Here is a 15,784-nt window from a genome sequence, read left to right as displayed (position 1 = left end):
GAAAATTACAACATTAAATATATACGCATATCAATTTCTAACTAAAAAATCATCACAAAAACACCCGCTTTCTCCTCATCCGAGCAAAAGAAAAAGCGAGTGCTTTGACGTGTAATTAAACACCGAAACTAAATTGAGCTTTATTATGGTAACTTCGTACCTAATAAATTAATGTTTGATTTATTAGTATTTTTTATCAAGTCATTAACATCCAAATTTGAACTGCCCCCTTTAACAGCCAAATAAACGGGATCCGCATCCATCACAGAATATTTAACAAGGTAGTTATCAACTTTATTATTACTGATATGCGTAGAATCAAACGTTATTATTCCAGCCAAAGTTTCTCCTGCATATACTTTTTCTGAAGTTGGAAAAACACTGCTTCCCCAGTAACTGTCTGAATATCCTTCAGTGACATACACGCCTGATTTAGTAGCCAAATCAGCATCATCTGAGTGATAAAAATTAAATCCTGTTTTTTGATGAATTGCGACACCTACACTGATAAAGTGATCCAATAATTTAGTGCTCGTTACCAAACCAATTGTTTGCGTATAACCGTACTTGTCTTTAATCTTAATGGTTTTACCATAAGGTACTGGATTGTTCAAAGAACCAATGGATGCATTTTTAGCATACTTAAGTGTAATTGTTCGATTACCCTTTACCGTGAATGATGAAACTGAGCTAGAAATATGTTTTAATCCTGTAAACTTTTCGGGCGATACTTTATACTTTGTTCCATATTTAACTTGTTTCGTGGTTTTCTTAAGAATCTTAGATCCATTAACATGTTTTAATGTAATTTTGTATTTTTTCGCGGTGTACTTAATTTTTATAGTCTTAGGCTTTGAAACCTTCACTGCTTTAATTTTTTTTGGTGCTTTATAACCTGAAAATGATAACTTTTTTGCTTTAAATTTCTTTCCTTTATTTACTTTAACTTTTGTACTTTTAAGAATTTTATTACCGCTTACATATTTAACCGTAATATTGACTTTCTGTGCTTTCTTGACCTTCTTGACTTTCTTAACTTTCTTATTGGCACTGACCGTTTGCCCTGTTACAACTGATGTAAATGGCACTACCCCCCATATCAAACCAGCTGAAATAGTAACCAAAAATAATTTTTTGATAATTTTGTTCATGTCAAAAATCTCCTTTTTTCTTATTGTTGTTTTCCAATATATTTATACTACCGTTTGCATTAGGTTTTTTCTGTGTCCAAATTATGACTTTTTTGTAAAAACAGTAAAACGTTTAACTCGTATACTTAAAAAGTCCATAATGCACCTTATTAAGCGTCTTAAATTACCATAATTTCAGTTGCGAGCGCCCCCTGCCAAATGCAAGTGTCTATCAATATATTTTCTAAAACAAAAAAACACCGACCCGAAAGTCAGTGTTTTTATCAAATTCAAGAATGAATTACTTGTTTACGATTGATTCCTTGGCGTCCTTTGAAAGGTTGTAGAATGAGTTAATACCCTTGTATTCTGCAACGTTTTCTGACAACAAGTCTTCGATACGCATAAGTTGGTTGTACTTAGCGATACGGTCAGTACGTGACATTGAACCAGTCTTGATTTGGCCGGCGTTAGTAGCAACAACCAAGTCAGCAATGGTAGTGTCTTCAGTTTCACCAGAACGGTGTGAAACGATAGCAGTGTAACCAGCTTCCTTAGCCATTTCAATTGCTTCCATGGTTTCAGTCAAAGTACCGATTTGGTTAACCTTGATAAGGATTGAGTTAGCTGCGCCCATTTCGATACCCTTCTTAAGGTATGCAGGGTTAGTAACGAAGAAGTCATCACCAACAAGTTGAACTTTCTTACCAAGTTCGTTAGTAATAGTAGCCCAGTCTTCCCAGTTGTTTTCATCGATAGGATCTTCGATTGAAATGATTGGGTACTTAGCAACTAAACCTTCAAGGTAAGTGATGAATTCAGCAGTAGTGAATTCTTCCTTAGTTGACCAACGGAGAGTGTACTTCTTAGTTTCGTTGTCCCAAAGTTCTGAAGAAGCAACGTCAATTGCGATTGCAATATCTGAACCTGGCTTGTAACCAGCAGCTTCGATAGCCTTGATCAAGTATTGGAGAGGTTCTTCGTTGTTAGCAAAGTCAGGTGCGAAACCACCTTCATCACCAACTGAAGTAGCCTTGCCGTCAGCAGACAACAACTTCTTCAAGTTGTGGAAAGTTTCAGAACCCATACGGATGGCTTCCTTAACAGTCTTAGCACCAACAGGCATAATCATGAATTCTTGGAAGTCAACCTTGTTTTCTGAGTGCGCACCACCATTGATAACGTTCATCATTGGAGTTGGCAATACGTGGGCATTGAAACCACCAAGGTAGTTGAACAATGGCACGTTGAGTTCATCAGCAGCGGCACGAGCAGCAGCGATAGAAACACCAAGAATAGCGTTGGCACCCAACTTACCCTTGTTTTCAGTACCATCAAGCTTGATCATAGCCTTGTCGATAGCAACTTGGTCAGTTACATCGTAGCCCAAGATTTCCTTTGAGATAATGTTGTTAACATTGTCAACAGCCTTAGTAGTACCCTTACCCATGTAACGGCTCTTATCACCATCACGGAGTTCAACTGCTTCGTGTTCACCAGTTGAGGCACCTGAAGGAACGATTCCGCGACCGAAGCCACCATCTTCAGTGTATACTTCAACTTCAACAGTTGGGTTACCGCGTGAGTCTAAGACTTCGCGAGCGTAAATATCAGTAATTGCAGACATTATAACATCTCCTTGAATTCAGTTAGTTTATTAGTTTTACCGTCTCTAATTGTATATTTTTTAAATCCAAATTACAACGATAATAACTTACATTATTAGTTAATTCACAAGAACTTTACTTTGCGTCGTAATTTACTAGTTCGAGAAAGGTCTCTGGATCTAGTGACGCATCCCCAACAAGGACACCATCGATACTTGGCATCGCCATTAAGGCCGCTTGATTACTTGGCTTAACTGAGCCACCATACAAAATCCGAACTTGTTCGGCACACGCGTCATTATAGACATCCGCGATAGTTTGCCGAATTAAGTAGCAACCATCTTCCGCTTGTTGTGCTGAAGCGGCAGCCGTCCCAATTGCCCATGAAGGTTCATACGCAATCGTAATCTTAGCCGCATCTTCCGCCTTAACCCCTTTTAGTGCTTCGATGACTTGGGAAACGACCCAATGGACTTTTTCATTTGATTCGCGTTGTCCCATCGTTTCGTCCACACAAATAATTGGCTTCATACCGTTGCGTAAAACGGCCCGAACTTTGTTATTGACCATTTCGTCAGTTTCTCGAAAATAGTTTCGTCGTTCACTATGACCAATTAGCACATAGTTCACGCCTAAGCTCGCCACAGCCTTAGGGCTAGTCTCACCAGTAAATGCCCCAGCATCTTCCCAAAAGACGTTCTCAGCCCCAATTTTCACTGGTTCTGCATCCGCGGCGGTCATCATTTGACTTAAGAATAAACTTTGCGCACAAATTAATGATTCAACATTGTTTTCAGCTGGTAACTTTCCTCGAATTTGCTCGATAAAGTCAAGCGCCTCCGGTAAGGTTTTGTTCATTTTCCAATTAGCAGCGACAAACGGTACACGCATATTGCATACCCCCTTTATTATATCTGTTACCTATTATACTGTATTTCATGAAAGCGCGCTCATCGAACCCTGCAAAAGATTATTCTCATGCCCGGCACACAAAAAACACTCGGAGACAGTTTAGCCTAGCTCTGAGTGTTGTATCGTACTTAAGCTTAATCTGTAATCGTCTTAAAATCTGCTAACACAGGGATTGGTAAAATATCATAACCCGCAATGGCGGTTAACAGCTCATCAATATCGGCATCATAGATTTCACCAATATTGCCTAAGCGAAATGTTGGCAATTTTGAAACTTTTCCTGGATATATCACAAACCGTTTAGCTTTCAGGTAATCATAGAACCGTTGAAAATCAAAATCAGCTGTCGGAAACATGTATGACGTGATAATGGGTGATTGCACGTCATCCGCTAAAATCGTTTTAAAACCTAATGCGTGCATGCCACGTTCAAGTTTTTGTTGATTGTTTGCGTAACGCGCGTACCGGGCAGCTACTCCACCCTCTGCTCGCAGTTCTTCCAAAGCCTTTGCAAACGCATAAACGACGTGTGTGGGTGAAGTGAAGCGCCACTTACCATTATGCGTATCCATCTCATGGTTTTGATCATATAAATCCAGTGAAAGTGAGCGAGCCGTCGTACTATGTTGATTAAGAACTTCCCTTTTCGCAATCACAAATGCGAAGCCTGGGACACCTTGAATTGCCTTATTAGCACTGGAAACCAAGTAACTGGGATTCCAAGCGGCTACGTCAATAGGCATCCCACCGAAACTGCTCATCGCATCAACAATTGTTTCGATACCGCGTTCGTGCGCATCAACCAAGACTTCACTCACCGGATTCAAAATTCCCGTTGTCGTTTCTAGGTGAACCATTCCTAAGTGCGTCACTTCCGGGTGCAATTCCAAAAATGCGGCCACTTGGTTAGCGTCTACTGGTTGATCTTCCGCAAACGTCAATTCGAGCGTATTAATACCGTAGCCTTTCGCCATTTGGGCCATTCGACGGCCGTAAGCGCCATTTTCTAATACTAAAATAGTATCTTCGGCGGTAATTCCGGTGTTAATCACACTTTCAATCCCATAGCTGCCGCTCCCTTGAATTAAAACAGCTGTGTAATCTTCTTCCGAAACGTGTGCAATCCGTAATAATTCCCGGCGAATCCATTGCGTTGTTTCATTATAATCAACATCCCATGTGCTCCAATCATTCAACATCGTTTCTTTGACTGCTTGGCTAGTAGTTAAAGGACCCGGTGTAAGTAAAATATAATCAGACATTATTGAACCGCCTCCGTTTTGTTTAAGCTTGCGATTAATTCAGGTAATTCTGCCATGTTATTAATGACGTATTCTGCTCCGGCTACAATAAATTTGCGACGGGCAACCTCACGCTGAACCTCGCGTTCAACAGCAGTTAACGCTTTCCACGATTCCTCACTATAGCCTAGCAAGCTACTACCATCAATTACGCCGACTGGAATGACACCAGCATTTTGGGCTTCTTGAATATCCACCACAGTGTCCCCAATTTTGATAACTCCATCCCGATTAGTTAATCCGAACTGCTGCAAGTTATAGTTAATCATCACCGGTGCTGGGCGCCCTACCCCAACTTTATCTGGCGTTACTAACACATCGGGCAAATACCCAAGTAGCGCCGTGCGCTTGGCCACAATATCTAGCATTGCGCTCGTATAACCGGTCGTTGAACCAATCTTAATATCGTGCTCCCGCAGTTTACTAACAGCATTGACCACGCCCGGTAACATGACTGTGTCACCACCTAAAATACGATTCAATTCTTTTTCAAATTCAGCATATAACACATCCGTCGCAGGTAAGGTTGCATGATCCAAAGTAACCCGTGCATCAACCAATGCCAATATTTTTTCAATGTGCTCCCGCTTAGCCATACCCATATCTTGCCGAATTTCTGCTTCGGTCACCGGAATATCAAATTTGTTGAACGCCCCTTTAAATGCCAAAATTGGCGCTTCACTCCCAAAATCAACCGTTGTACCGGCCCAATCAAAAATCACTGCGTTAATTGTCATCTTTTCCCCTTTGTTATTCCATTGGTTTTGACTAATTTGTTCTGCATTAGTTCTTTTGCAAATAGTGTGTCCGTAGACGCATTGAGATAAATTCAAAGACTAATATGACTACCAATAACATGTACACAATCGTTCCAACTGCATGAAAATCAAAGTAATACGTGCCATCGAGGTATAAATTATACCCAATCCCGCCCGCACCGGCCGCCGCACCAACCGCAATCGCATTGGCAAAATTAATTTCTAAGCGAATGAATGTCCACGATAATAAAGTTGGAATCACTGATGGTAAAACCGCCTGAAAAACAATCTGCCAGTAGCTTGCCCCCGTCGACCGGAGTGCCTCCAAAGTTCCGGGATTAATTGCTTCAAACTCTTCAGAGTAAGCCTTGGTTAAATAGGCAATACTGTGAAAATTCAGACCAATAATCGCCGCTGTCGCACCTAATTGCGAGTTAATCGCAAAAATCAGCACCCAGAGAATTGTTGGCACCGCCCGAATTGCCGCCATCACCATCCGAATAGTATTCGACCGGCGTTTAGTACTCAAGTTTCGCGCACCAAGTAAGCCGGTAAAAAACGCGATTAGGGCTCCCATAATGGTTGTCAGAATCGCTAGCGAAACTGTCACGGCAACCGCAACTAGTAGTTTAGGCAAGTCACTATTGATTGTCGGCTGTAAAAACATAAATTTGATATTAGTCAAAAACGCCGCCACGGCCTTAACCAAATTAACATTACCAGTATTCATCGTAACCATGTAAACAAGCGTAATCCCACCCATTACGGCAAATGCAGCTTGCGTTGCAAACCGACTCTTAGAAAACGGACGCTTCATGACACCTGGGTTCCGACTTGACTGTGTCGCTCGGATTACTAACATTTGCTTAGATAAAGTTATTTTTTCATCCATTACATAATTAACCTCCGTACTTTATTTGAAATCATTTCCAGCGCAACCACCACCACTACCGTTACTAAGATTACAATCCCAACAACATCATAATCAAAACTCTTGTAGTAATAATCAAACAAGAAACCAATTCCAGTCCCTGTTAACATGCCGACTAAGGTCGCATCACGAACATTATTTTCAACCATATACAGTAACCAACTCATCAGTGACGTTGCAGCCATTGGAACGACCCCGCGAAACACAATTTGCCAATAGCTCGCACCTGTCGCTTTTAACGCCTCAATCGCTGGTCCGGCCGTGTCTTCAATTGTTTCCATAAATGCTCTGGTTAAATAGCCAAAACTCGTAAAAAAGAGGGCTAAAAATCCAGTGAGATCATTTTGTTTAAACGAGAACAAGAGAATCATCGCCCACGCAACCAATGGAATATTCCGGAAAAATGAAGCAAAAATTCGGGTTGCAACTTGTAGCGGTTTATAAATTCCGGTCACTGCTGAACCAACAATCGCCGCGAATAGTGCGAAAACCGCCCCAATCAAACTCGCAGAAACCGACATGCCAACCGTACCAATCATCGCGATAATAATTGCCGGAATTGTCGCCATGGACTTACTTGTCGGCACAAAGTTTGCCAACAACCACGTCACACCTTTCGGTACCGTTGTGAATACTGAAGTACTATCATAATTAACAAATAGCGCGGTCACTACGTAAATCCCCACAATGATAAGCGTAATCGACCACATCACTAACTTACGTTTACCAAAATACTGCTGCATTGCTTGTCCATTATCAGTCATCATTCGATTGCCCCAACGTCGTTTCCGTATACATTGACAATTTGAGCCGGTGTCAATTCGTTTGGCTGGCCATTAAAGACGACCTGTCCATTATTGATGCCCACAATATGATCCGAATATTTTTTAGCGATTTCAACTTGGTGTAGATTAGCAATGACCGTAATATTCATCTCCACGGCAATCTTTTTCAAATAATCCATTACCACAGTGGTTGATTGTGGATCCAATGACGCGATTGGTTCATCCGTTAAAATAATTTTGGGTTCCTGCATCAGCGCCCGCGCAATTCCAACGCGTTGCATCTGTCCCCCAGATAATTCATTGGCTCGCGTGTATATAAAGTCACCTAGTCCCACTAAGTCTAGTAACGCGGCTGCGGATTGCTTTTCACTGAGTGTATACCACCCCAATGCCCCACTTATAGTTGACTTACGACCGAGTGCACCGTGCAAGACATTTTCAATCGCACTCAATCGGCCCACCAAATTATAGTTTTGAAACACCATCCCAATTTGGGCACGTATTTTACGTAGTTGCTGCTTATTCGCTTGCCTAATATCTTGGTCATTGAATAAAATTTGCCCACTATCGTCAGTAATCAGTTGATTGATGCTCCGTAAAACGGTTGATTTACCAGCACCCGAAGGCCCAATAATTGATAAAAATTCGCCGTCAGCGATTGAAAAACTAATATTTTTAATCGCCTTATGCCCATTATCATAAGTTTTTGAAATGTCTTTAATCTCTAACATCATTTACTTCCCCATCATTGTGTGTGTTGGTTTATACCAATTATCATCAGTTACCACTAATTTCCCTTGCTCACTGGGCTTGGTAAAAATTGCTGGTGTTTTAGAATCATCGGTTCCCATTAATTTCTGATTACTAGCAAATTCCGCCGAAGTAAACGCCGTCGTCAACTTCTTAATCATGGCAGCTGTTAGCCCTTGCTTATTAACAACAATCGGATCATTTTGCACTGGATTCACACCGATTGCCACAACCTCTTTGTTCGTAAATTGTTTAAATGGTTGCGCTGCATCTTTTTTTACGTCAAATGTCGAGCCAACCTTGTCCCAACTTCCAGACTTAACTTCCAAGTAAGGTGTCATATCTTCATCATCAAATACTGCAACATCCGCATCCCCATTTAACAAATTGACCGCTGAGCCTTGGTGTGAATTTCCGTACAGTACAGTCGAAAAGAAATCACCGCTTTTGGAAAATTTAGTCTTATCCTTGATGTTGAATGTCTTAGCCAACACATTGGTCGGCACTTCGAAGCCTGATGTCGAACTAGTTGAAACAAACGAAATCTTCTGCCCCTTAATATCATCAATTGAGTATTTCCCGTTGCTTTCATATTTAGGTGCATCTTGTTTGTTAACCATAAAATACGAGTGATATTGAGCCCCACTTAAAGTCCCAGTTGGGCCAGACGTTGTGGCGATTGGTACGACTGCTTTATTCTTCGCATGTGCTTGCACGTAAGCTGATGAACCAATATAGGCGACTTGTGCTTTACCTGAGGCAATCGCTTCAATTGTGATGTTGTAATCCGTTGTCGTTAATAATTTAATCTTTTTACCCGTTGCCGTTTCTAATTTTTGCTTAAGTTCATCTCGTGATACTGTCATGTCTTTAACTGATGCGCTTGGCAAGAAAGCAACCGTAATTGTATCTTTGGTTGCGGCACTTTTACTCGAGCACCCCGCCAAAACGGCAATGGTGAGTATCCCAACCGCTAATGCAGTCATATGTGATATTTTCATGTGGGCAAATCTCCTTTGTTTTGTTACTACATGTAGCATAACGTACCCACATATATTTCCTGCGATGTTTGTGTATCTATCCCGTAAATGCTAATCAATTGAATAAATACTTATTAAATTGATTATTTTTCTAGAGTGGGGTTTAGTATCCTACCGTTCGATGCAGCACGAAAAAAGCCCCCGACTTAATTGTCGAGGACTTCTCTATTATTCAATCGTACTAATTTTGGCGAAACCTGCAAGCAAGCTTTCAGTTTCTTACAAAATTACTTTTCTGAGATAGCTGCGATACCTGGTAATTCCTTACCTTCAAGGTATTCAAGTGAAGCACCACCACCAGTTGAGATGTGAGTCAATTGATCAGCAATACCCAATTGTTGAGCCGCTGCAGTTGAGTCACCACCACCAACGATAGTAGTTGCACCTTCAAGAGTAGTAAGGTATGAACCAACTTCAAGGGTACCCTTAGCAAAGTTAGGCATTTCGAACACACCCATAGGTCCGTTCCAAACAACAGTCTTAGCACCATCAAGAGTCTTCTTGAAGAGGTCGATTGACTTAGGTCCAATATCAAGACCCATGTAACCGTCCTTGATGTCACCATCAGTAACTTCGATGTTTGCATCGTTTGAGAATGCATCAGCAGTAACAGCATCGATTGGAAGAACAAGCTTGTCGCCAGCCTTTTCAATCAATTCCTTAGCCAATTCAACCTTGTCAGCTTCGAACAATGAGTTACCAATCTTCTTGCCATTAGCAACGTCAAAAGTGTAAGCCATACCACCACCAACGATAACCTTGTCAGCCTTGCCGAGGAGGTTTTCGATGATACCGATCTTGTCAGAAACCTTCGCACCACCAAGGATGGCAACGAATGGACGGGCTGGTGCTTCAACGGCACCACCCAAGAACTTGATTTCCTTTTCCATCAAGAAACCAGCAGCGGTTTGCGCGATGTTTGAGGCGATACCTACGTTAGAAGCGTGGGCACGGTGAGCAGTACCGAAGGCGTCGTTGACAAAAACGTCACCGAGTGATGCCCAGTACTTACCAAGTTCAGGATCGTTCTTAGATTCGCGCTTAACTTCAACGCCATTCTTAACATCTTCAAAACGAGTGTTTTCAAAGACAAGAACTTCACCGTCGTTCAACTTAGCAATTGCTTCTTCAAGTTCTGGACCTTCAGTAGCAGGTACAAAGGTAACAGGCTTGCCAAGCAAGTCAGCCAACTTTTGCGCAACAGGCTTCATTGAAAGGCCCTTCTTGTCGTCTTCACTCTTGATACGACCCAAGTGTGAGAACAAGATAGCACGACCACCATTATCAATTACGTACTTGATAGTTGGCAATGCACCAACAATACGGTTATCGTTTGCAACAATAACTTCACCAGCTTCGTTTTCCTTCAATGGAACATTGAAGTCAACACGCATAAGGACTTTCTTGCCCTTTAAATCTAAATCAGAAACAGTTAACTTAGCCAATTTAGAATCCTCCTGAATTTTCTTCTGTAATAGAATAGTGAGCAAATACTAACGCCCTACTGAATATATTCTAACATTCTTTCCTATAAATACAAAAAGAAAAGACAGTCCGAAGACTATCTTTTCTCGAAATATTTTACTCTTATCAATTAAGCTTCAAGAGTTGCGAAGTGGAGAAGAGTACGGATCATGTTTGAAGTGAAACCGTATTCGTTATCGTACCAAGCAACAGTCTTAACTAATTGGAAGTCACCTGAAGTAGTTACTTCAGTTTGAGTTGGGTCAAATACTGAACCGTAAGTTGAACCGATGATATCTGATGATACGATACCGTCTTCGTTCCAACCAAAGGCGTCGTTGTCCACAGTGTACTTCTTGATAGCTTCGTTAACTTCGTCAGCAGTAACCTTCTTAGAGAAGATTGAAACCAATTCAGTCAATGAACCGTCAACAACAGCAACACGTTGTGCGTGACCTTGCAACTTACCCTTCAATTCTGGAACAACAAGACCAATAGCCTTGGCTGCACCAGTTGAGTGAGGAATAGTGTTAACAGAAGCAGTACGGTTTGAGCGAGGCTTAGAACCCTTAGGTCCATCAAGGATCATTTGAGTTGAAGTAAATGCGTGAACAGTAGTCATAGTACCAACTTCAAGACCGAATTCCTTGTTAAGGAAGTAAGCCATTGGTGCAAGACAGTTTGTAGTACATGAACCTGCAGAAACGATAGTGTCGTTTGAGTCCAAGATATCCAAGTTAACACCAGGAACAACAGTCTTGATGTCACCAGCTGGTGCTGAGATCAAGACACGCTTTGCGCCGGCGTCCAAGTGAGCTTGTGACTTTTCAGCTGAAGTGTAGAAACCAGTACATTCAAGTACGTATTCAACTGAGTCGTTAGCAACCCACTTCAAGTCAGCAGCGTTACGTTCTGCGTAAACCTTGTATTCCTTACCATCAACGATAATTGAATCGTCAGTAGCTGTAACTTCTGCGTTCAAAGTACCGTGAGTTGAGTCATACTTCAAAAGGTATGCCAACATTGATGGTGAAGTCAAATCGTTAATGGCAACAACTTCAATATCTGAAGCAGTGTCCTTCAATTCGAGAATACGACGGAAAGCAAGACGACCAATACGTCCGAAACCATTGATACCAACTTTAACAGTCATGAATAAAATTCCTCCAAAAAATCTAATTGTTTTAACACTCTGTATTTTACGCTTATCCGAAAAATTAAGCAACAATGAAGCGCATCCATTAGCTAGGATTGCGTCTTACATAAAGTAAGCTTACGCTCAAACGTCTGTTATCACTGAACTATCACCCAGTTTTTAGGCAATAATTCAAATATTGTCCACTTTGGAAATACCTTGCCATGGTCTTGTGCTTAACTCTTTTAAATCATAACCGGTGCATTCTTAATTAATGTCCCAGTCCCTTCATCAATAAAATTAGTTACGTTGGCCAGCGAGGTAATCACTGCTTGGCTGTCGGTTTGCTCGACAAATTCCACCGATGCTTCGATTTTTGGTAACATACTGCCAGCAGCAAATTGATTACGATTAATCAATACGCGTAAATCAGCTGGTGAAATCGCCGTTAATTTTTCTTGATTGTCTTGACCAAAATTAATATACACATTATCGACCGTCGTTAAGATTACGAGTAGGTCAGCGCCAACTAGTTCGGCTAGCTTGGCCGCTGCAAAGTCTTTGTCAATAACTGCTTCTGAACCAGTGTATTCATTGCCAGTTTTAATGACTGGAATGCCGCCACCGCCGACCGCAATTGTGATGACACCTTGGTTAACCAAGTCACAAATTACATTACTTTCAAGGACATTAATTGGGCGCGGTGATGGAACGACGCGCCGATAGCCACGCCCAGCATCTTCTTTGAACGTCCAATCTGGTTGGCGCCGTTGTACTTCCACAACTTCATTTGCGGTGTAAAACGGACCAATTGGTTTTGATGGGTTTGCATAAGCAGCATCAGTCGCATCAACTTCAACTTGGGTCACAACCGTTGCAACTTCTTGGGTAATTTCCGCTTCAGCCAACGCGGTACGTAATGCGTTCGTTAGCCAATAACCGATACTGCCTTGGGTCATTGCGACCGCAGTATCAAGTGGCATTGGCGGATTTGTCGTCGTACTACCGGCCATTTGTTGGAGCATTAAGTTGCCGACTTGCGGACCGTTCCCATGGGCAATGATTAACTCATACCCATTTTTAATAAATTCGACAAGCTGACATGCAGTATCTTGGAGGACTTTTTGTTGTCCTCGGGCAGTTGCATCGTGGGCTAGGATCGCATTGCCACCCAACGCAACTACTACTCGTTTCTTTTTCATGAAAGTCTCCTTTCGGTTTCAAATTCCGCGCTTAAACATTTATCTTGCCTAGAACCAATAATACAATTCCGATAATTGCCCCAATGGTAATTATGACAGCAACCACCTTCTCTGAACTGGTTAATCCGTGGGCATTATCCCCACATTCCTTACGCGCTTTCGCATAGAAGTAAATTCCTGGTACATATGCAATTAAACAGAGTAGTAAGAACTGGACCCCCGCAAGACAGATCCCGACAATTTCAAAAACTAAGGCAATGAAGCCATATACCATTTGGCGTTTGTAATCGGGTTGTTTCAGCTTATTATCCCAAGAATATTTGATTTGATATGCTCCAACGAAGGCGTACGTCACGATGATGGCCGCCGTACAGAGGGAATACGCAAAATTATATGCTTGTGATGTGAATAGAAGTGAAAATAGGAAAATCTGAATCAAGGCTTGGGTAACAAATAAAGCAAATGATGGTGCTTTCGCCTTGTTTGTCTTCCCCCAACTCTTTGGTAACAGTTGTCGTTTACTCATCAGTAGAATTGTTTCTGACGGTAACATTGTCCAAGCTAGCCACGATCCTAAAATCGAAATGATTAACCCAATACTAATTACGACCCCGCCGACGGGACCAACCATTGATTCAAATAAGTAGACCATTGCTGGTTGATTTAAATCAGCCAATTGAGTCTGCGTCATATAGCCATATGGTAATAATGACGCCAACACATATATTAGTAGCAGACTAAGTAAGCCGATAATTGTCGCTTTACTAGCGTCGGACTTTTTCTTGGCCCGACTCGACATCATTGCTGCCCCTTCAACCCCGACAAAGACCCACATCATTACCATTATACAGCCCTTCACTTGCGTCATGACATCCCCGAAGTGAAATGAAGTTGTCACGTTGCTCCAAAACATGGCCGTAAAAATATGGCCCTTGAATAAGAAGATTCCAACTACGATAAAGGCGAATAGTGGAATCATTTTGCAGACAGTCACCACTGTATTTAATACAGCAGCTGATTCAACCCCTTTATTAACAAAGAAGGTCAGCGCCCACGCAATTATCGACGCTCCTAAAATCGCCCAGATATTCTGCCCGGTTTTAAATATCGGGAAGAAATACCCAATCGAACTCATCAGGATCGTTGCGAATGCGACATTACCTAGCCAAGCAGATAACCAATATCCCCAGCCACTAATGAAACCCGCAAACGTGCCGAAGCCTTCTTCCGCATACGTAAAGACCCCCTCTAACTCAGGGCGCTTTTCAACCAAATTACTTAATGAGAGTGCCAACATCAGTACCCCAAAACCAACAATAATCCAGGCGATGATGACTGCACCAGGCGCCGCTACCGATGCCACATCTGAGATTAAGGCAAAGATTCCGGCACCAATCGACGAACTAACAACAAGCGCAACTAACGCGATTAGGCTAATTCCTTTTTTATTGTCCATAAGATTGTTTCCTTTCAGTTTGGAAGGCAATAATCATTAAAATTCTATTAATCCCTACTGGCCGTTTGTCTAACATTTAGCTCATTTCAACAAACGAGCTGTAATTTATAGCTGACTTCAAGGCCTCCCTGATTAATTAAAGGCGACCTTGAATTATATAGAAGCGCACACAAGATTCAATACGCATTCTCTTTTAAATAGTCAGACTAACAACACGCATGTAGTAGCAAAAAAGCTACTTTGCGATACAGAATCAAATTATTAAACTTTTGGAATGAACAAATTGCCTAAGGTCGCTGCCATAATTGCTTTGATTGAGTGCATCCGGTTTTCAGCTTGGTTAAATTGACGCGCATAAACACTCCGGAAAACTTCATCCGTTACTTCCATTTCGGTCAAACCGTACTTCGCTTGAACATCTTGTCCGTACAAAGTCGTGACGTCGTGGAAAGCCGGCAGGCAATGCATAAAGATTAATTCATCAACGCCCATTCCAGTTGCTTGCATTACATCCATATTTACTTGATATGGTTTTAAATCATTAACGCGTTCTTCCCAATTATCTTCCCCCATTGATACCCAGACATCGGTGTAAACAACATTAGCGCCTTTAACGCCTGTGTTAACATCGGCAGTAACCATTGGATGAGCGCCACTTGCTTGCGCGAATTCTTGCGCCAAATCAATAATTTCTTGATCCGGTTGGAGATTTTTAGGCGCCACAATGTGGATATTTACCCCCAACATTGAACCAGTTACTAGCAATGAGTTTGCCATATTATTCCGGCCGTCACCCATGTATGCTAAGGTCAGTCCTTTTAAATAACCGAAATTTTCTTTGACGGTCATAAAATCAGCAATCATTTGTGTGGGGTGCCACTCATCAGTTAAACCATTCCAAACCGGAACACCAGCATGGGCGGCTAAACCTTCCACAACTGATTGTTTAAAGCCCCGAAATTCAATGCCGTCAAACATACTGCCCAAAACTTTGGCTGTATCTTCCACTGATTCTTTCTTACCAAGTTGAATATCATTAGCGCCCAAATATTCTGGGTGCGCACCTAAATCAATGGATGCGGTCGTAAACGCTGAACGGGTTCGGGTTGATGCTTTTTCAAACAGCAACGCAATATTTTTACCTTCAAGGTAGTGGTGTGGGATACCAGCTTTTTTCAATGCCTTTAAATGAATCCCAAAATCCACAAAATATTCCAGTTCAGCAGGTGTAAAATCTTTTTCTGCGAGTAGCGAGCGTCCTTGTAAAATTGATTCTGTCGTCATTAGTTATCTCCTCTGCATGGTTGAGTTTG

At 41.7% G+C, this 15,784-nt stretch carries 14 protein-coding genes; all 14 read right to left on the bottom strand.

Going from position 1 to position 15,784, the window contains the following annotated elements:
• Window positions 1-143: 143 nt before the first annotated feature.
• Window positions 144-1,151, bottom strand: coding sequence for a MucBP domain-containing protein (locus tag EQG49_RS09225; protein WP_133363714.1), 1,008 nt, complete (start codon window positions 1,149-1,151; stop codon window positions 144-146).
• A gap of 280 nt (window positions 1,152-1,431) precedes the next feature.
• Window positions 1,432-2,757, bottom strand: coding sequence for a phosphopyruvate hydratase (gene eno / locus EQG49_RS09220; protein ID WP_133363713.1), 1,326 nt, complete (start codon window positions 2,755-2,757; stop codon window positions 1,432-1,434).
• A gap of 115 nt (window positions 2,758-2,872) precedes the next feature.
• Window positions 2,873-3,628, bottom strand: coding sequence for a triose-phosphate isomerase (gene tpiA / locus EQG49_RS09215; protein ID WP_133363712.1), 756 nt, complete (start codon window positions 3,626-3,628; stop codon window positions 2,873-2,875).
• A 155-nt stretch (window positions 3,629-3,783) separates the two neighbouring features.
• Window positions 3,784-4,914 (bottom strand): 2-aminoethylphosphonate--pyruvate transaminase, encoded by a 1,131-nt coding sequence (gene phnW / locus EQG49_RS09210; RefSeq protein ID WP_207668567.1) that lies wholly within the window; start codon window positions 4,912-4,914, stop codon window positions 3,784-3,786.
• Entirely contained in the window at window positions 4,911-5,687 is a 777-nt protein-coding gene (phnX, locus tag EQG49_RS09205; protein ID WP_133363710.1) for a phosphonoacetaldehyde hydrolase, read from the bottom strand. Before phnX ends, phnW begins: the two co-directional genes overlap by 4 nt.
• A gap of 46 nt (window positions 5,688-5,733) precedes the next feature.
• Window positions 5,734-6,600 carry a PhnE/PtxC family ABC transporter permease gene (locus tag EQG49_RS09200; protein WP_207668551.1) on the bottom strand — a complete coding sequence of 289 codons (867 nt, stop codon included), beginning with the start codon at window positions 6,598-6,600 and terminating at the stop codon, window positions 5,734-5,736.
• Window positions 6,600-7,406 (bottom strand): ABC transporter permease subunit, encoded by an 807-nt coding sequence (locus tag EQG49_RS09195; protein WP_243115703.1) that lies wholly within the window; start codon window positions 7,404-7,406, stop codon window positions 6,600-6,602. The genes EQG49_RS09200 and EQG49_RS09195 overlap by 1 nt, the downstream gene beginning before the upstream one ends.
• Entirely contained in the window at window positions 7,403-8,155 is a 753-nt protein-coding gene (phnC, locus tag EQG49_RS09190; RefSeq protein WP_133364564.1) for a phosphonate ABC transporter ATP-binding protein, read from the bottom strand. Before phnC ends, EQG49_RS09195 begins: the two co-directional genes overlap by 4 nt.
• A 3-nt stretch (window positions 8,156-8,158) precedes the next feature.
• The gene (locus tag EQG49_RS09185) at window positions 8,159-9,175 is read right to left on the bottom strand and encodes a phosphate/phosphite/phosphonate ABC transporter substrate-binding protein (protein WP_243115702.1); all 1,017 of its coding nucleotides are present in this window, start codon (window positions 9,173-9,175) and stop codon (window positions 8,159-8,161) included.
• A gap of 266 nt (window positions 9,176-9,441) precedes the next feature.
• Entirely contained in the window at window positions 9,442-10,659 is a 1,218-nt protein-coding gene (locus tag EQG49_RS09180; RefSeq protein ID WP_133363709.1) for a phosphoglycerate kinase, read from the bottom strand.
• A 149-nt stretch (window positions 10,660-10,808) separates the two neighbouring features.
• Entirely contained in the window at window positions 10,809-11,831 is a 1,023-nt protein-coding gene (gene gap, locus EQG49_RS09175) for a type I glyceraldehyde-3-phosphate dehydrogenase (protein ID WP_133363708.1), read from the bottom strand.
• A gap of 227 nt (window positions 11,832-12,058) precedes the next feature.
• On the bottom strand, window positions 12,059-13,015 hold the full coding sequence (gene arcC / locus EQG49_RS09170; RefSeq protein ID WP_133363707.1) for a carbamate kinase: 957 nt from the start codon (window positions 13,013-13,015) through the stop codon (window positions 12,059-12,061).
• 31 nt (window positions 13,016-13,046) lie between these two features.
• On the bottom strand, window positions 13,047-14,471 hold the full coding sequence (gene arcD, locus EQG49_RS09165) for an arginine-ornithine antiporter (RefSeq protein ID WP_133363706.1): 1,425 nt from the start codon (window positions 14,469-14,471) through the stop codon (window positions 13,047-13,049).
• 261 nt (window positions 14,472-14,732) lie between these two features.
• Window positions 14,733-15,755 (bottom strand): ornithine carbamoyltransferase, encoded by a 1,023-nt coding sequence (gene argF, locus EQG49_RS09160; protein WP_133363705.1) that lies wholly within the window; start codon window positions 15,753-15,755, stop codon window positions 14,733-14,735.
• Window positions 15,756-15,784 lie beyond the last annotated feature (29 nt).

This window comes from Periweissella cryptocerci, assembly GCF_004358325.1.
Lineage (GTDB): Bacteria > Bacillota > Bacilli > Lactobacillales > Lactobacillaceae > Periweissella > Periweissella cryptocerci.
Note: the sequence above shows the minus strand (reverse complement) of the source record. Positions and strands in the feature narration are given on the sequence as shown.

Coding starts and splice junctions, on each gene's coding strand:
- EQG49_RS09225 (WP_133363714.1), bottom strand. CDS start 1,151: ATGAACAAAATTATCAAAAAATTATTTTTGGTTACTATTTCAGCTGGT.
- eno (WP_133363713.1), bottom strand. CDS start 2,757: ATGTCTGCAATTACTGATATTTACGCTCGCGAAGTCTTAGACTCACGC.
- tpiA (WP_133363712.1), bottom strand. CDS start 3,628: ATGCGTGTACCGTTTGTCGCTGCTAATTGGAAAATGAACAAAACCTTA.
- phnX (WP_133363710.1), bottom strand. CDS start 5,687: ATGACAATTAACGCAGTGATTTTTGATTGGGCCGGTACAACGGTTGAT.
- EQG49_RS09200 (WP_207668551.1), bottom strand. CDS start 6,600: ATGGATGAAAAAATAACTTTATCTAAGCAAATGTTAGTAATCCGAGCG.
- EQG49_RS09195 (WP_243115703.1), bottom strand. CDS start 7,406: ATGATGACTGATAATGGACAAGCAATGCAGCAGTATTTTGGTAAACGT.
- phnC (WP_133364564.1), bottom strand. CDS start 8,155: ATGTTAGAGATTAAAGACATTTCAAAAACTTATGATAATGGGCATAAG.
- EQG49_RS09185 (WP_243115702.1), bottom strand. CDS start 9,175: ATGAAAATATCACATATGACTGCATTAGCGGTTGGGATACTCACCATT.
- gap (WP_133363708.1), bottom strand. CDS start 11,831: ATGACTGTTAAAGTTGGTATCAATGGTTTCGGACGTATTGGTCGTCTT.
- arcC (WP_133363707.1), bottom strand. CDS start 13,015: ATGAAAAAGAAACGAGTAGTAGTTGCGTTGGGTGGCAATGCGATCCTA.
- arcD (WP_133363706.1), bottom strand. CDS start 14,471: ATGGACAATAAAAAAGGAATTAGCCTAATCGCGTTAGTTGCGCTTGTT.
- argF (WP_133363705.1), bottom strand. CDS start 15,755: ATGACGACAGAATCAATTTTACAAGGACGCTCGCTACTCGCAGAAAAA.